This is a genomic window from Stenotrophomonas sp. C9D9 (assembly GCF_056491205.1).
Genome location: NZ_JBSZIF010000004.1, coordinates 1583173 through 1599681 on the forward strand (window position 1 = coordinate 1583173; position 16509 = coordinate 1599681).

General features: G+C 69.4%; 13 protein-coding genes. 12 read left to right on the plus strand and 1 reads right to left on the minus strand.

Annotated elements, in window-relative coordinates:
* Position 1: 1 nt before the first annotated feature.
* The 11 genes from ACXI0D_RS12640 (at position 2) to ACXI0D_RS12690 (ending at position 12674) form a co-directional block, all read left to right on the plus strand.
* Complete coding sequence (locus ACXI0D_RS12640; protein ID WP_182474406.1) at positions 2-625, plus strand: LolA family protein; 624 nt, start codon at positions 2-4, stop codon at positions 623-625.
* Positions 618-2972 (plus strand): MMPL family transporter, encoded by a 2355-nt coding sequence (locus tag ACXI0D_RS12645; RefSeq protein WP_479642625.1) that lies wholly within the window; start codon positions 618-620, stop codon positions 2970-2972. Before ACXI0D_RS12640 ends, ACXI0D_RS12645 begins: the two co-directional genes overlap by 8 nt.
* A gap of 53 nt (positions 2973-3025) precedes the next feature.
* Positions 3026-4276, plus strand: coding sequence for an NAD(P)/FAD-dependent oxidoreductase (locus tag ACXI0D_RS12650; protein WP_087924009.1), 1251 nt, complete (start codon positions 3026-3028; stop codon positions 4274-4276).
* A complete protein-coding gene (locus tag ACXI0D_RS12655) occupies positions 4264-4821 on the plus strand; it encodes a DUF3261 domain-containing protein (protein WP_479642626.1) in 558 nt (185 codons plus the stop codon). Before ACXI0D_RS12650 ends, ACXI0D_RS12655 begins: the two co-directional genes overlap by 13 nt.
* Entirely contained in the window at positions 4818-6002 is a 1185-nt protein-coding gene (locus ACXI0D_RS12660) for a beta-ketoacyl-ACP synthase (protein WP_479642627.1), read from the plus strand. The genes ACXI0D_RS12655 and ACXI0D_RS12660 overlap by 4 nt, the downstream gene beginning before the upstream one ends.
* Positions 5999-6454 (plus strand): hotdog family protein, encoded by a 456-nt coding sequence (locus tag ACXI0D_RS12665; protein WP_479642628.1) that lies wholly within the window; start codon positions 5999-6001, stop codon positions 6452-6454. Before ACXI0D_RS12660 ends, ACXI0D_RS12665 begins: the two co-directional genes overlap by 4 nt.
* A complete protein-coding gene (locus ACXI0D_RS12670) occupies positions 6451-7182 on the plus strand; it encodes a 3-ketoacyl-ACP reductase FabG2 (protein WP_479642629.1) in 732 nt (243 codons plus the stop codon). The genes ACXI0D_RS12665 and ACXI0D_RS12670 overlap by 4 nt, the downstream gene beginning before the upstream one ends.
* On the plus strand, positions 7182-8420 hold the full coding sequence (locus ACXI0D_RS12675) for a beta-ketoacyl-ACP synthase (RefSeq protein WP_014038923.1): 1239 nt from the start codon (positions 7182-7184) through the stop codon (positions 8418-8420). Before ACXI0D_RS12670 ends, ACXI0D_RS12675 begins: the two co-directional genes overlap by 1 nt.
* Before the next feature lie 61 nt (positions 8421-8481).
* Positions 8482-8922: a hypothetical protein gene (locus ACXI0D_RS12680; protein ID WP_014038922.1), complete on the plus strand. Its 441-nt coding sequence runs from the start codon at positions 8482-8484 to the stop codon at positions 8920-8922.
* Positions 8923-9082: 160 nt separating this feature from the next.
* Positions 9083-9343 (plus strand): YcgL domain-containing protein, encoded by a 261-nt coding sequence (locus ACXI0D_RS12685; protein ID WP_014038920.1) that lies wholly within the window; start codon positions 9083-9085, stop codon positions 9341-9343.
* Positions 9336-12674: an ankyrin repeat domain-containing protein gene (locus ACXI0D_RS12690; RefSeq protein ID WP_479642630.1), complete on the plus strand. Its 3339-nt coding sequence runs from the start codon at positions 9336-9338 to the stop codon at positions 12672-12674. Before ACXI0D_RS12685 ends, ACXI0D_RS12690 begins: the two co-directional genes overlap by 8 nt.
* 211 nt (positions 12675-12885) lie before the next feature.
* On the opposite strand, the gene ACXI0D_RS12695 is transcribed toward ACXI0D_RS12690, so the two are convergent.
* Complete coding sequence (locus tag ACXI0D_RS12695) at positions 12886-14664, minus strand: monovalent cation:proton antiporter-2 (CPA2) family protein (RefSeq protein ID WP_479642631.1); 1779 nt, start codon at positions 14662-14664, stop codon at positions 12886-12888.
* A 341-nt stretch (positions 14665-15005) separates the two neighbouring features.
* On the opposite strand from ACXI0D_RS12695, the gene mgtE reads away from it, so the two are divergent.
* Positions 15006-16376 carry a magnesium transporter gene (gene mgtE / locus ACXI0D_RS12700; RefSeq protein ID WP_014038917.1) on the plus strand — a complete coding sequence of 457 codons (1371 nt, stop codon included), beginning with the start codon at positions 15006-15008 and terminating at the stop codon, positions 16374-16376.
* Positions 16377-16509 lie beyond the last annotated feature (133 nt).

Below are 16509 nucleotides of genomic sequence, written 5' to 3' on the forward strand. Positions count from 1 at the left end.
CATGTTTGCCCGTCTTCCGAGCGTGCTGCTGTGCGTGCTGATGCTCGTTGCCGCACCGCGCGTGCAGGCCGCCGACCCCGCCATCGATGCGATCACCCAGGCGGTGGCGCGGCCGGATGTACTGCGTGGCCAGTTCAGCCAGGAAAAGCAGGTCAGCGGCTTCAAGAACCCGTTGCGCTCGCAGGGCCAGTTCGTGGTCGCGCGCCAGCACGGCGTGATCTGGACCACGCTCAAGCCGTTCCCCTCCGAAGTGGTGGTCACCGCCGACCGCATCCTCAGCCGCCAGCGCGATGGCAGCACCCGTGTCGAGCTCGATGCACGGCAGCAGCCGGCGATGCGTTCGGTGAACGCGATCATGTTCGCGCTGATGAGCGGCGACGTGCAGGCGCTGTCCAGCCAGTTCAACGTGGCGGCCAGCCGTGAAGGGCAGGGCTGGCGACTGCGGCTGACGCCGAAGTCGGCGATGCTGGCCAAGGCCTTCCAGTCGCTGACCCTGCAGGGTGACCGCTACGTGCGCCAGGTCGAGATCGTCGAGGCCAACAAGGACCGCACGCAGATCCAGTTCAGCGCATTGAGCGAGGCACCGGCCACGCTCAACGCCGACGAGGCGCGCCGCTTTGAGTGAGGGTGCAGCATCGAACGCACCGGACCGGTTGCGGCGCTGGTGGCACTGGCTGGGCATCGCCTGGCTGCTGGTGCTGCTGGCACTGGGCGCGCAGCAGTGGCACCTGTGGAGCCAGGAGTTGCGGATCGACACCGACATCCTGGCGCTGCTGCCGCAGGATGCGCATGATCGCCTGTTGAGCGACGTCACCCGGCGCATCGCCGACGGCAGCTCGCGGCAGGTGGTGGTGCTGCTGGGCAGCAAGGACGGCGCCGCCGCCAAGCGCGCGCAGGCGGCCTTTGCTGCGGCCATGGCCAAGGACACCGACCACGCCTTGCTGGTGCCCAGTGGTTCGATCGAAGGCTGGTTCGATGAGGCGCGCGCGTTCTACGCGCCGTACCGCGACCGCCTGCTGACGCCGGCCCAGCGCGAGCAGTTGCAGGGCAGCGAACCGGGCGCATTGGCCGAGCAGGCATTGGCCGCGCTGTACGGCCCGATGGGCGCGCCGCGCCTGACCGACTGGCGGCAAGACCCGCTGTCGCTGTGGCCGCAGTGGTGGCAGCAGCAGGCACAAGGTTCGGGGTTGCGGCTGGGCGATGACGGCCTGCTCGAAGCCGAGGGCAAGCACTGGGCCGCGCTGCAGTTCGATACGCCGGGTTCGGCATTCCAGCTCGATGGTGAGCGCCATCTCGATGGCCTGCTGGAACGCGCCGGGCAGGCCGCCAGGGCGGCGGCGCCCGAGCTGGAAATCCTGCATGCCGGCGTGCCGCTGCATGCCGAAGCGGCCGCGGTGCAGGCCAACCAGGAGATCAACACCATCGGCTGGGGTTCGCTGGCTGCGGTGCTGCTGCTGGTGTGGCTGGCGTTCCGTTCGCTGCGGCCGATCCTGCTGGTCGCCGCGTCGTTGCTGATCGGCTGTGGCGTGGCGCTGGCGGTGACCGTGCTGGTGTTCGGCAAGGTGCACGTGCTGACCCTGGTGTTCGGTGCATCGCTGGTGGGCGTGGCCGAGGATTACGGCATCCACTGGTTCGCCTCGCGCCAGGCCGAGCCGGCCGATCGCCGCTGGAAACTGCTGCGGCACCTGTTGCCGGGCCTGTGGCTGGCGCTGCTGACCAGCGCGCTGGCCTACCTGGCGCTGGGCCTGGCTCCGTTCCCGGGCCTGCGCCAGATGGCACTGTTCTCGGTGGTCGGCCTGGCCGCCGCCTTCCTTACGGTGATCTTCTGGTTCCCGTGGCTGGATGGCGGTGAGATCCGCCAGACCCGTTTCTCGCAGTGGCTGGGCAACACGCTGGAACGCTTCCCGCGGTTGCATGGCCGCCGGCCGGTGACGGTGTTCGTGGTGATCACGCTGGCGCTGTCTGCCATCGGCATTGCCCGCCTGAACAGCAACGACGATCTGCGCAGCCTGCAGTCCTCGCCGCCGGCGTTGATGGCCCAGCAGATCCGCCTGAGCCAGCTGCTGGGCATGCCCAGCCCGGCGCAGTTCTACCTGGTGCAGGGCAGTGACGCCGCACAACTGCTGCAGCGCGAAGAAGCGCTGACCGAACGCCTGCGTGTACTGGCCAACGACAAGCGCATCGGCGGTTACCGCGCGATCAGCGACTGGCTGCCGTCGCCGGCGCGCCAGCAGGCCGATGCCGCGCTGACCGCCAAGGTGGAACCGGGCGTGCTGGACGCGGTGTCCGAGGCGGTCGGCGAACCGCTGCCGCGCCCGGACTTCGCCGCTACGCCGTTGACCGCGGAGGCGTTCCTGGCCTCGCCGGCCTCGCAGCCGTTCCGCCACCTGTGGGTGGGCGAGGTCGGCGGGCAGATGATCAGCGTGGTGATGGTCGATGACCTGTCGCGCGCTGATGCGCTGGCCACCCTGCGCGGGGCGGCGGAAGGCCTGCCGGGTGTGCGCTGGGTGGACCGCACCGCCGACTTCTCGCAGCTGCTGGGCCACTACCGCAAGCTGATGGGTGGGCTGCTGCTGGTCGGCATCGTGCTGGTGTTCGGCGCGCTGTGGCTGCGCTACCGCCGCCAGGCCTGGCGCGTGTTCGCGCCGACGCTGATTGCCGGTGCGCTGACCCTGGGCCTGCTGGGCCTGTTCGGCCAGCCACTGCAGCTGTTCAACGTGCTGGCACTGATGCTGCTGCTGGGCATGGGCATCGACTACGGCATCTTCCTGATCGAGCACCGCGGCGATGCCAGTGCCTGGCTGGCGGTGTGCGTGGGCGCGGCCAGCACCTGGTTGTCGTTCGGCCTGCTGGGACTGTCGCAGACCCCGGCGCTGCGCGCGTTCGGCCTGACCCTGCTGTTCGGCATCGGCCTGGTCTGGCTGATCTCGCCGCTGTTCCGGCCGCCGCCGCACGATCTGCCGCCGGCCTGAGCCTGTTTTCCGACTTCCTTCTTTCCACTTGATCGAGCAACAAGGACGCACCGATGAATACTGCTGTGGATGCTGTCGAACGTACTGAAATCCTGATCATCGGTGCCGGCCCGGCCGGCTCCGTGGCGGCGGCGATGCTGCGCCAGCAGGGCCGCCAGGTGTTGATGCTGGAGCGCCAGCAGTTCCCGCGCTTCTCCATCGGAGAAAGCCTGCTGCCGCAGAGCATGGAGTACATCGAGGCTGCCGGCCTGTTGCAGGACGTGGTCGAAGCGGGTTTCCAGCACAAGAACGGCGCCGCCTTCGTGCATGGCGAGGCGCGCACCGCGTTCGACTTCAGGAAGAAGTTCTCGCCGGGTTGGGGCACAACCTACCAGGTGCAGCGCGCCGACTTCGACAACGTGCTGGCGCGCGGTGCCGAACGCATGGGCACCACGCTGCGCTTCGGTGATGAAGTGCTGTCGGTCGAAGCGGGCGAGCAGCCGGCGGTGACCGTGCGTCGCCCGGACGGCAGCGAGTACCGCATCGAGGCCGATTTCATCCTCGATGCATCCGGTTTCGCGCGCTTGCTGCCGCGCCTGCTGCAGCTGGAATCGCCGTCCAACTTCCCGGTGCGCGGGGCGATCTTCTGCCACGTGCGCGACAACATTCCGGCCGAAGCGGACTTCGACCGCAACAAGATCCTGATCACCACCCATCCCGAGCACATCGACGTCTGGTACTGGACGATCCCGTTCTCCAATGGCTGCTGCTCGCTGGGCGTGGTCGCCGAGCCGTCGTTCTTCGAGCGCTACGAAGGCGACGACCTGCAGAAACTGCAGGCCATCGTCGGCGAGGACCCGAACCTGACCCGGCTGCTGGCCAACGCCGAATGGGCGGTGCTGCCGGTGCGCCGGATCACCGGTTACTCGGCCAATGTCAGTTCGCTGTGGGGCCCGGGCTACGCCCTGCTGGGCAATGCCGGCGAGTTCCTCGACCCGGTGTTCTCCTCCGGCGTCACCATCGCCTTCAAGTCCGCGCAGCTGGCGAGCGAGTGCCTGGCGCGCCGCTATGCCGGCGAAACCGTCGATTGGGAAGCCGACTTCTCGATCCCGCTGCGCGCCGGCGTGAAGACCTTCCGCCGCTTCGTCGAAAGCTGGTACGAAGGCGGTTTCCAGAAGATCATCTACCACCCGCAGCAGCAGCCCGAAGTGCGCGACATGATCAGCTCCATCCTGGCCGGCTACGCCTGGGACACCAACAACCCGTACGTGGCCGACGAAAGCGGCCGCCGCATGCGCGTGCTGGAGCAGCTGTGCAGCGCGTGATCGCCCTTACTGCAGCGCTGTTGCTGTGCCTGCTGCTGGCCGCCTGTGCCGGCCGCATGCCGAAGCCGCAGGTGGAACTGCCGCCGCTGCGCCTGTCGCCGGCCAGCCTGCCGGCGCCGCTGGCACTGCAGCAGCAGCTGCATTTCCGGTTCGGCACGCATGAGCGCGACCTGGATGCTCTGCTGGAAGCCGATGCGCAGCAGGTGCAGCTGGCGGTGCAGGCGATGGGACAGACCGGCGTGCGCCTGCAGTGGGACGGCCAGCAGCTGACCCAGCAGCGCGCGCCGTGGCTGCCGCCGCAGGTGCGTGCCGAGCGCGTGCTGGATGACCTGCAGTTCGCGCTGTGGCCGACCGCGGCCATTGCCGCCGCGTTGCCGGCCGGTTGGCAGGTCAGCGATGACGGCCATCAGCGCAGCCTGTCGCGCGACGGCATGGTGTGGCTGCAGCTGCAGCGCCTGGACGACGGCAGCGTGCAGCTGGACAACCGCGCCGAAGGCTACGCCCTGCGCATCGAATCGATCGACATGGCCGGGCCGGACCGATGAGCGCACCGATCTACCTGAACGATCTGGGCGTGGTCTGTGCGCTTGGCGATGGCCGCGCCGCTGTGACGTCGGCCATGTTCGCCGACGCCCCGGGCGGTCTCACTGACAACGACAGCCTGTTGCCGGGACGCACCCTGGCGCTGGGAGAAGTACGCACGCCCCTGCCGACGCTGGATGACCTGCCGGTGGCCCTGCGCGGGCGCAACAACGCGCTGCTGGACGTGGCACTGGCGCAGATCGCACCGGCCGTGGCCGCCGCGATCGCCCGCCATGGCGCCGAGCGCGTGGCGGTGGTGCTGGGTACCAGCACCTCGGGCATCGGTGAATCCGAGCAGGCCCTGCGCAGCCACGCCGAACAGGGCCAGTGGCCGCAGGGCTTCGACTATGCGCAGCAGGAAATGGGCACTGCCGCGCAGTTCGTGCGCCAGCGCAGTGGCGCACAGGGGCCTGCATGGACCCTGTCCACCGCCTGCTCGTCCAGCGCCAAGGCGCTGATGTCGGCCGCGCGCATGCTGCGCGCCGGCATCGTCGATGCGGTGATCGCCGGTGGCGCCGATTCGCTGTGCCGCTTTACCGTGGCCGGCTTCAGCGCGCTGGAATCGGTATCGGCGCTGCGCTGCAATCCGTTCTCGCAGCATCGCGCCGGCATCAACATCGGCGAGGGCGCTGCGTTGTTCCTGCTCACCCGCGAACCCGGTCCGGTGTGCCTGGCCGGGTGGGGCGAATCGGCCGACGCGCACCACATGTCCGCCCCGGACCCGCAGGGGCTGGGCGCCATCGATGCCCTGCAGCAGGCACTGCTGCGTGCCGGATGGGCCGCCGACGAAGTGGACTACGTGAACCTGCATGGCACTGCTACCGGCCACAACGATGCGATGGAAAGCCTGGCGGTCTCGCAGGTGCTGGGCAACGGCGTGCCGGCCAGTTCAACCAAGCCGTTGACCGGCCATACGCTGGGCGCCTCGGGTGCGATCGAGGCGGCGCTGTGCTGGATCCTGCTGGCCGAGAATCCGCAGCAGCAGCTGCCGCCGCACTGGTGGGACGGCGTGGCCGATCCCGCATTGCCGGTGCTGCCGCTGGTGGCCCCGGCCACCCGCCTGGCGCACCCGCCGCGACGGGTGCTGAGCAATTCGTTCGCCTTCGGCGGCAGCAATGCCGTGCTGGCGCTGGAGCGTCGATGAACACGCTGTACGCGATCGAGGACGTGGTGCCGCACCGCCAGGACATGTGCCTGCTGGAGCGCATCACGCAGTGGGACCAGGACGCCATTGAGGCCGAACTGGTGGTGCCCGGGGCCGGCCTGTTCGTCGAGGATGGCCAGGTGCCGGCCTGGGTCGGCATCGAATACATGGCACACGCCATCGCGGCCTGGGCCGGCTGCCGCGCACGCGCCGCCGGCAGGCCGCCGCAGCTGGGCTTCCTGCTCGGCAGCCGCCGCTACAGCAGCCTGCGCAGCAGTTTCCCCAGCGGTTCGCGACTGCGCGTACAGGCGCGCTGCGAGCTGTTGGGTGACAATGGATTGGGGATGTTCGCCTGCCGCATCCTGGCAGGCGAGGAAGAATGGGCGACAGCCAACGTGTCGGTGTTCGAACCGGCCGACGCGATGGCCTATCTGGAGAGTGGACAGGCATGACAGGGAATCGAAGCGTGCTGGTGACCGGCGCCAGCCGGGGCATCGGCCGGGCCATCGCGCTGCGCATCGCGCGCGACGGCTTCGACGTGGTGGTGCATTGCCGCAGCCGCGTGGAAGAGGCGCAGGCGGTGGTGGCCGAGATCCAGGCACTGGGCCAGCAGGCCCGCGTGCTGATGTTCGACGTGGCCGACCGCGAGGCCGCACGTGCCGCGCTGGAGGCCGATGTCGAAGCGCATGGCGCGTACTACGGCGTGGTCTGCAATGCCGGCATCGCCCGTGATGGCGCCTTCCCGGCACTGTCGGCGGAGGATTGGGACCAGGTCATCCACACCAACCTGGATGGTTTCTACAACGTGCTGCATCCGCTGATCATGCCGATGGTGCGCCGGCGCAAGCCGGGCCGCATCGTCACCCTGTCGTCGGTGTCCGGGCTGGCCGGCAACCGCGGGCAGGTCAACTACAGCGCTGCCAAGGCCGGCATCATCGGTGCCACCAAGGCGCTGGCGCTGGAACTGGCCAGCCGCCAGATCACCGTGAACTGCGTGGCCCCGGGCCTGATCGAGACCGAAATGCTCAACGACGAAGTGGTTGAACACGCGCTCAAGCTGATTCCCGCCGGCCGCGTCGGTCGTCCCGACGAAGTGGCGGCCACGGTGGCGTTCCTGCTGTCCGAACCGGCCGGCTACATCACCCGCCAGGTGATTTCGGTGAACGGGGGCATGCTCTGATGGCCGCCGATCGTCGCGTGGTGGTCACCGGTGCCGCCGCCATCAGTCCGCTCGGCCACGACTGGCCGACCATCGAGGCGCACCTGCGCAGCTGCCGCAATGCGGTGCGCGCGATGCCCGAGTGGGATGTCTATGCCGGGCTGAACACCAAGCTGGCCGCGCCGGCGCAGGACTTCGAGCTGCCGCCGAACTACAACCGCAAGACCACCCGCTCGATGGGCAAGGTCGCGATCATGTCGGTGCGCGCCACCGAAGTGGCGCTGCGCGAAGCTGGCCTGCACGAGCACCCGGTGCTGCGCAGTGGACGTACCGGCGTGGCCTACGGCTCGTCCTCGGGCAGCCACGAGGCCACCGGTGAATTCGGGCGCATGCTCAACGAATTCACCACCGAAGGCATCAGTGCCACCACCTACCTGAAGATGATGAGCCACACCGCGCCGGTCAACATCGGCGTGTTCTTCGGCCTGTCCGGGCGCGTCTACACCACCTCCAGCGCCTGCACGTCGGGCAGCCAGGGCGTGGGCGCAGCCTATGAGGCCATCCGCAGCGGCAAGCAGACGGTGATGGTGGCCGGCGGTGCCGAGCAGCTCGATGCCACCGCCGCGGCGGTGTTCGACACCCTGTTCGCCACCAGCGTGCGCAACGATGCGCCGCAGACCACCCCGCGCCCGTTCGATGCCGGCCGTGATGGCCTGGTGCTGGGCGAGGGCGCCTGCACGCTGATCCTGGAAGACCTGGAGCACGCGCAGGCGCGCGGCGCCACCATCCTTGCCGAGGTGGTCGGCTACGGCACCAACAGCGATGGCCAGCATGTCACCCAGCCCAGCGCCGACACCATGGCCCAGGCCATGCGCCTGGCGCTGGAGGATGCCGGCCTGGACGCGGCGCAGATCGACTACGTCAACGCCCACGGCACCGCCACCGACCACGGTGACATCGCCGAAACCCAGGCGACCGCGCAGGTGTTCGGCAACCGCGTGCCGATCAGCTCGCTGAAGAGCTATGTCGGCCACATGCTGGGTGCCTGTGGTGCGTTCGAGGCCTGGCTGAGCATCCAGATGATGCGCGCCGGCTGGTTCGCGCCGACCCTGAACCTGGCCGAGGTCGATCCACGCTGTGGCCAGCTCGACTTCATCACCGGGCAGGGCCGCGAACTGCAGGCCGAATACGTGATGAGCAACAACTTCGCCTTCGGCGGCATCAACACCTCGCTGGTGTTCCGCCGCTGGAGCGAGTGATCCACCGCCCCACCGCACCGTTTCCGCTATCCACCCGCACCCTCGACAAGGAGATGTTCCGATGCGCCGCACCCTGATGATCGCCACGGCCACCGCGCTGCTGGCCCTGACCTCCACCGCCTCCGCCCGCGATACCCGCGTCGAGCAGTCCCTGCAGGAGCTGGTCAGCTCGCAGGCTGCCAAGGACGCCGGCATCGACGGCAGCGTGCGCTTCTACCTGGCCGGACAGCCGGTGAGCGTGCAGCAGCGCCTGGGCGAAGACGTGACCAACAAGAAGACCAACGCCGCCAACAAGAGCGACGCCGAGGCCTGCCGCTGGGTTGCGCTGTCGGCGCTGCGCGCGCTGCAGGACGGCGCCAGGTCGCGCGGCGCCAACGCGGTGGTCGACATCGTCAGCTATTACAAGAAGAACGAGTTCAAGAGCACGACCAACTACGAGTGCTGGGCCGGCACCTTCGTGGCCGGTGTGGCGCTGAAGGGCACCTACGCCAAGGTCAAGTAAGCACCCGTGTGGCGGCGGCGCTGGCTGAACGCCGCCGCCACATTGCTGAACCTCGCTGGGGAAACGCCGCCGATCGCGCCGCCATCGTCGGCTGACGGCTTTCCCCGGTGTCGGCTTTCCGACACAATCATGGCTCTTCCCGGGTTATCGTCCCGCGGACATGCACGCCTACGTCTATAAAAGCCAACTCAAGCCGGACACCTACGTCTACGTTCCCCGACGCGATGATTTCAGCGCGCTGCCCGCGCCGCTGCTCACCTCGCTGGGAACGCTCACCTTCGTCCTGGAGGTGGCCCTGGATGCCCAGCGCCGCCTGGCCCAGGCCGATCCTGAAAAGGTCCGCAGCGAAATGAGCGAACGCGGGTTCTACCTGCAGGTGCCGCCGTCGGTGGCCAGCCTGATGCCGCGACACTATGACTGACATCTCCCGTCCGCGCGCCCTGTCGATCGCCTTCGCCGTGGGTGCCGTGCTGGCGCTGGGCGCCGCCGTGGGCGGTGTGCCGGGTGCCGTCCTTGCCGCACTGGCGCAGCCGGCGTTTGCGCTGGGGGTGTCGTGGTGGCGTCGCAGCCGTGCGCTGCTGCCGCTGAAGGTGGTCGCACGCCAGGACCTGCCCGCGCTGCTGGCATTGTGGGCGGCCGCGCCGCTGTTGCTGGCGCTGCTGCTGGCCTGGCCGCTGGCGGCACTGCGTGACAGCGGCAGCCTGGCGGCAGTGCTGGGCCTGAGCGTGCTGGTCAGCGCCGGCCTGCTGGCGGCCTGGCGCACCTGGCCGTTGTGGAACGATGTCGAGCGCCTCGATGGCAGCCTTGCCCAGCACTGGCAGGCGCTGGCCGGGCGCGACCTGACCGCCTGGCGTGGCCTTGGCGTGGCCGCGCTGGTGATCGCGCTGTCCGCACTGGTGGTGCTGCCGGCCTGGCCGGGCCTGTTGCCGGAAAGCGCACGCTGGCCCGCCGCACTGGCGGTCGTGCTGCTGTCGCCGGTGCTGCACCTGCTGCTGCAGCGGGTCGCGCCCGCGCCGCTGGTGTCGCTGCGTCCCAGCCCGTTCGCAGCGGCCAGCAGCGAACAGGAACCGATGTTCCCCGCTGCGGCCGAAACCGCGCCGCTGGAGGCGATGGCGCCGCAGGAACTGACACCTGCGCTGTATGAAGCCGCGCGCCAGGGCCGCATCGACCGCGGCCTGCAGCTGCTGCAGGCAGGTGCCGATCCGTATGCGCTGCCGGACCCGAACTGGCGTGACCAGCGCAGCCTGGCGGTGCTGGCCGCGGTGCTGCCGGACCTGCGCCTGCTGCGCGAACTGATTGCCCGCGGCGTCGATGTGAATGCGCCGCACCGGGGCATGACCCCGCTGCTGGCCGCGACCCGCGACAGCTGGCATGGCCGCCCCGAAGCGGTGATGACCCTGCTCGCCAACGGCGCCGATTCGCGCGCCACCGACAGTGATGGCAACACCCCGCTGCACCATGCCGCACGCAGTTCCGACCCGGGCGTGGCCGCGCTGCTGCGCGATGCCGCCGCCGAAGTCGATGCGCTGAACCGCGAGGGCTGGTCGCCGCTGGCGGTGGCCTGCCAGGTCGGCAACTGGCGCCTGGCCCGCTTCCTGCTCGAACGTGGTGCACGCAGCGAACCGGCCGAAGGCACCCCAGTGCTGCTGGCCGCCGCCGCCACCGAGGACGACGATCCGGCCGGTGTGCAGCTGCTGCTCAAGCACAAGGCACGGGCCGATGCGCGTGATCGCCAACGCCGCAGTGCGTTGCACGAAGCGGCCCTGGCTGGCCACGTGGAGATCATCGGCGTGCTGCTCGGCGCGGGCGCCAATCTGGAAGCGCGCGATGCGCTGGGTCGTACACCGTGGCTGGAAGCGGCCCGTGCCGGTCGTGCCGCCGTGGTCGAGCACCTGCTGCCGCATAAGCCGGACCTGGTCGCGGTGGACGGCGAAGGCCGCAATGCGGTGCAGCTGGCAGCGATGGCCGAGGATGTCTCGCCGCTGCTGATCAAGCGCCTGGTCGAGCTGGGCATCGCCGCCGATGCGGCTGATCCGGTCGGCCGCCGCGCGGTGGACTACGCCGCTGAAGCCGGCCGCTGGGCGATCGTCGCCCTGTTGGACCCGTCCTATCCGTTGCCGGCCGCCGTCAGTGATGGCCTGGCCGAGCGCGGCGAAGCCGCCAGCGCCAGCGGCCTGCTGCCGGATCGCCCGCCGCTGACCCTGCTGCGCGAAGCACTGGGCTTCGGCAATACCGAGGGCATGGCCGCGCTGGCCAAGCTGTGCCAGCCGGAAGAACTGGGCGGCCTGCTGCTCGATCCGGAGCTGGCACTGGAGCCGCGCGCGGTCGATTGGCTGCTGGGCCACGGTGCCGATCCCTATGTGCGCGACGCCTGCGCCGACACGCCGATGTTCGCGCTGCTGTCGCGCGGCATCGATGCGGTGCCTGCGCTGCAGGTGATGCTGCAGCGTGGCCTGTCGCCGGCCGGCCGCGGCGGCCTGGCGCGTTTCCTCGCCGCCTGCGCGCAGCACGACCAGGCCGCCCGTGGCCTGGAACAGCTGGCGCTGGAACTGCTGGAGCGTGGCGCTGATCCATTCGCCGCCTCGCCGGCGGGTGACCCGCCGTTGTCGCTGGCAGTGCGCCTGGGCTGGCTGCGCCTGCAGCAGGCCCTGCTCAAGACTGGCGTCGATCGCGAAGCGCGCGACAGCCATGGCATGACCGCACTGCACCTGGCCACCGCATTGGCCCGCGAAGGTGCGCTGAAGCTGCTGGTGCAGCACGGCGCCTCGCCGGAAGCCCGTGCCGCCGACGGCCAGACGCCGCTGGGCGTAGCGTTGTCGATCGGGCGCCGTGACCTGGCCGACTGGCTGGACTGGCGGGTGTGGCCGTTGCCGCGCCGTACCCTGCGCGAGGCCGATCTGCCGGCCGCCGCGATGGCCGGTGATGTGGATGCGGTGCGCCGCCTGATCGATCTGGGATTTGCTGTTGACGCGGTCGATGCACAGGGCTGCACTGCGCTGCTGCGTGCGGCCGGTGGTGGTCACCTGGCGGTGACCGACCTGCTGCTGGCGCGTGGCGCCGATCCGCAGCATGCCGCGGCCAGTGGTGCGACGCCGCTGTCGGCGGCGGTCAGCATGCGCCAGGTGGATATCGTGTCGGCCCTGCTCGATGCCGGCGCCAAGCTGGAACACCGCCTGCCGGGTGGGGTGACCGTGCTGATGCTGGCCTCGGCGCTGGGCCTGCCGGACATCGTCGCGCGGCTGCTCACTGCGGGTGCCGACGTGCATGCCGGTGACGCGCAGCAGCTGGGGCCGCTGCACTGTGCCGCGCTGTACGGCTTCAGTGCCCGCGACCGCTCGCGCCTGCTGGCCCTGCTCGACACCCTGCTGCTGGCCGGCGCCGAGCCGGACCAGGCTGCTGCCGGTTCGGTCACGCCGCTGCTGCTGCTGCTGGGCGCACGCGCCGAGCCGGGTACTGCCTGCGACGAGCAGGTGGTGATGGCGGCGGTAGAGCGCCTGCTGGATGAGGACGTCAGCCTGGACGTGCGTGATCCGCGCGGTTTCGGCCCGCTGCATCTGGCCGCGCTGCACGGCCTGCCGCTGCTGGTGCAGCGCCTGCTGCGCGCCGGTGCCGATCCGGAAGTGCGCGACAGCCTCAACCGCAGCCCACGCGAGATCGCGGTGATGCGTGGCTTCATCGACGTGGCCGGCGAGTTCGAACCGCGCGTGCCGGGTGTTTCGTCGATGGCGCGGTTCCTGCGCGACAACGGCTGACAGGCCGGGGTCGGATCCCTTTCCAACGGAAAGGGCTCTGACCCCAACATCGCGCCATCCACGCATGGCGTGGATCTACTGCCGGAATCCGCTGTGGGTGGGTGCCGACCGCTGGCCGGCAACCTCATGAAGCCTCCAGAATCCCGGGATTGCCGGCCAGCGGCCGGCACTACCGCAATCTGTGGTGGGTGCCGACCGTTGGTCGGCACGCCTACTCGCCGTCGCTCTCCGCGTCGGCCTCGAACAGGTGCATCAGGTCGTTGCGTGCATCGCGCGAGGTCTGGATCACCGCGGCCTCGTCGTCGTACACCAGGTACTGGTCGCGCAGCAGTTGTTCGTCATGCTCGCGGAAGCGCTGTACATGGCGCTCGGCCACGTCCGGTGCCACGCCCAGCGCGGTCAGCACGCGGCCGCTCATCTCCAGGCTGGTGCCGAACACTTCGCGGAACGGCTCGGCCGACATGTCCATCAGGCGCCACGCATGCTGGCGGTTGCGTGCACGCGCCAGCACCTTCGCGTCCGGGTACAGCCGGCGCACCATGCGCACCGCGCGCAGGTTGGTCTCCGGGTCATCCACGGTGATCACGAACACATCGATGTGCTCGCCACCCGCCGCACGCAGCATCTCCGGCCGGGTCGGGTCGCCGTAGTACAGCTGGTTGCCGAAGCGGCGCAGGTCGGCCACGGTGTCCGGGTTCGCCTCCAGCGCCACGAACGGCACCTTCTGTGCCGTCAGCAGGCGCGCGATCACCTGGCCGAAGCGGCCCATGCCGGCGATCAGCACCTTGGGCCGGTTGTCCGGCGCTACCTTGTCAGCCTCGGCCGCCTGGCGCGGTGCGGCCTTTTCCGGGCCGAGCAGCCTGAGCAGCGCGATCATCAGCAGCGGCGTGATCGCCATCGACAGGCCGACGATCGCCACCAGCCGGTCATGGTTGGCATTGCCCAGCAGGTGCGCGCGCTGCGCTTCGTTGAACACCACGAAGGCGAATTCGCCGCCCAGCCACAACACGCTGCCCAGCAGCAGCGACTGCCGTGAATTGAGCTTTGCAATACGGCCAATCACGTACAGCAGGCTGAACTTGACCACCAGCAGGATCGCCACGCCGGCCGCGATCAGCCACGGCTCGGCCGCGATGCGGTCGAGGTCGATGCCCATGCCCACGGCGATGAAGAACAGCCCCAGCAGCAGGCCCTTGAACGGCTCGATCTGCGCTTCCAGTTCGTGCCGGAACTCCGAATCGGACAGCAGCACGCCGGCCAGGAACGCGCCCAGGCTGGGGCTGAGGCCGGCTTCCTGCATGAACCAGGCGGTGCCGAGCACCACCAGCAGGGCGGTGGCGGTGAACACTTCCGGGCTGCGGGTGCGCGCGATGATGCTGAACACCTTGCGCAGCACCGGTCGCCCGCACAGGATCACCAGTGCCAGCGCGCCCAGCGCCACCATCGCATCCTCGATGCGCAGGGTCTCGTTCTTCACCCCGCCCAGCAGCGGGATGGCCGCCAGCAAGGGGATCGCGATCAGGTCCTGGAACAGCAGGATGGCAAAGCCCAGCCGGCCATGGTCGCTGTTGATCGCCTTGTGCTCGGACAGCAGCTGCAGGCCGACCGCGGTGGACGACAGTGCCAGTGCCACACCCACCACCAGCGCGCTTTTCCACTGGAAATGGTCGAGCAGCAGCAGGCCGCCCAGCACCAGCCCGGACAGCGCCACCTGCGCCGCACCGGCACCGAACACCGAGCGCCGCATCACCTTCAGGCGTGCCGGCGACAGCTCCAGGCCGATCACGAACAGCAGCATCACCACGCCGATCTCGGCGGCGCCAAGGATGCGGTCGGCATCCTGCACGAAGCCCAGTCCGTCCGGGCCCAGCACCACGCCGGCCGCCAGGTAGCCCAGTACCGCGCCGAAGCCGAACTTCTTGAACACCGGCACGGCGATGACCGCCGCCAGCAGCAGCACCAGGGCCAGTTCCAGACCACCGCTATGCATGGGAATACCTGGTCATCGGGGGAGCCCGCTGTGCGTCCGTTCGGGTGGGGGAGGGCGTGGCGAGCGCCACCACGACATTATGCGCGCCGGTCTGTGTACGCACGAGAACAACTGGCCGGGCGTCGTCGCGGGGCGGCCGGGTTGACCTGGATGGCCCACGGGTCCAGACTGCCCGCCGCTGGCGGCGCGTCCGTCGGCATACGCATCCCGGAGTCCCCAACCCATGTCCAGCGACAGTAGAAGTCGACCTCGTTCGACGCCAGCGATGGCCACCGCCTGACATCGGGACGGTTTGCCTGCGTTGGTGTTGCGCGAGGTCGCACCCCCACAAGGCAAAACCGATGAACCAGAAGCAATTGCTGCGCCCGGTGGCCGATGCCGCCGCACTGGCCGCACCGCTGGCGAACTACAACACCGCCGACGCGGTGGAATTCCTCAACACGCTGGAACTGACCCGCGCCGCGGAAACGCTGGCTGCGCTGCCGTTGCCGCGTGCAGTGAAAATGCTCGAAGCGCCGGAGCTGCACCGCAGCGGTGAGCTGGTGGCCGCGCTGCCACCGGCGCGGGCTGCGGCTCTGCTGGGCCTGATGGCCGACGACCGCGCCACCGACATCGTCCACGAGCTGGACGAAGAAGAGCGCGCGCGGCTGATTCCACTGCTGGGCACCGACGCCCGCCAGGCCATCCAGAAGCTGCTCAGCTACCCGCCGAACACGGCCGGTGCGCTGATGACCACCGAGTACGTGGCGGTGCCTGCCAGCTGGACCGTGGCGCAGACCCTGCAGCACATCCGCCAGGTCGAGCGCACCCGCGAGACGGTGTACGCGATCTACGTGCTGGAGCCGGCCAGCCAGCAGCTGCAGCAGGTGGTGACCATGCGCCGGCTGATCACCGGCCTGCCCGAGGAATCGATCCTGGACGTGGCCCAGGTCAATCCGCCGGTGACGGTGGATGCGCTGATGGACCAGGAAGAAGTGGCACGGCTGATCCGCCGCCACGACCTGCTGGCGATCCCGGTGGTCGACGCGCAGCAGCAGATGCTTGGCATCGTCACCGTGGACGACGTGCTCGACGCGCTGATCGAGGAATCCACCGAGGACGCGCACAAGTTCGGCGGCATGGAAGCGCTGGACAAGCCGTACATGCAGATCGGTTTCTTCGAGATGCTGCGCAAGCGCGCCGGCTGGCTGAGCGTGCTGTTCCTGGGCGAGATGCTGACCGCCAGCGCGATGCAGCACTACGAAGACGAACTGGCACGGGCGGTGGTGCTGACCCTGTTCATCCCGCTGATCATGAGCTCGGGTGGCAACTCCGGCTCGCAGGCCACCTCGCTGCTGATCCGCAGCCTGGCGCTGCGCGAACTGCGCCTGCGCGACTGGTGGAAGGTGGCGCTGCGCGAGATCCCGACCGGCATGGTGCTGGGCGCCATCCTTGGCTGCCTGGCCATCGTGCGTATCGTCATCTGGCAGCTGGGCGGCCTGCATGACTATGGCGAGCACTGGATCCTGCTGGCGATCACCATCGGCGCCGCGCTGGTCGGCATCGTCACCTTCGGTTCGCTGTCCGGCTCGATGCTGCCCTTCATCCTGAAGCGGCTCGGCTTCGACCCGGCCAGCGCCTCGGCCCCGTTCGTGGCCACCCTGGTGGATGTGACCGGCCTGGTGATCTACTTCAGCATCGCCGCGATGATCCTGCACGGCACGCTGCTGTAAGCCGGAACCACCGTGCTCCGGTAGGTGCCGACCTTGGTCGGCACGCAGGGGTCAGAGCCCATCGCTGTGCGAAGGGATCCGACCCCGGAGACCGGGGGCTTGCGCTGGATCATGCGCCCGATGCGCCAGTCCG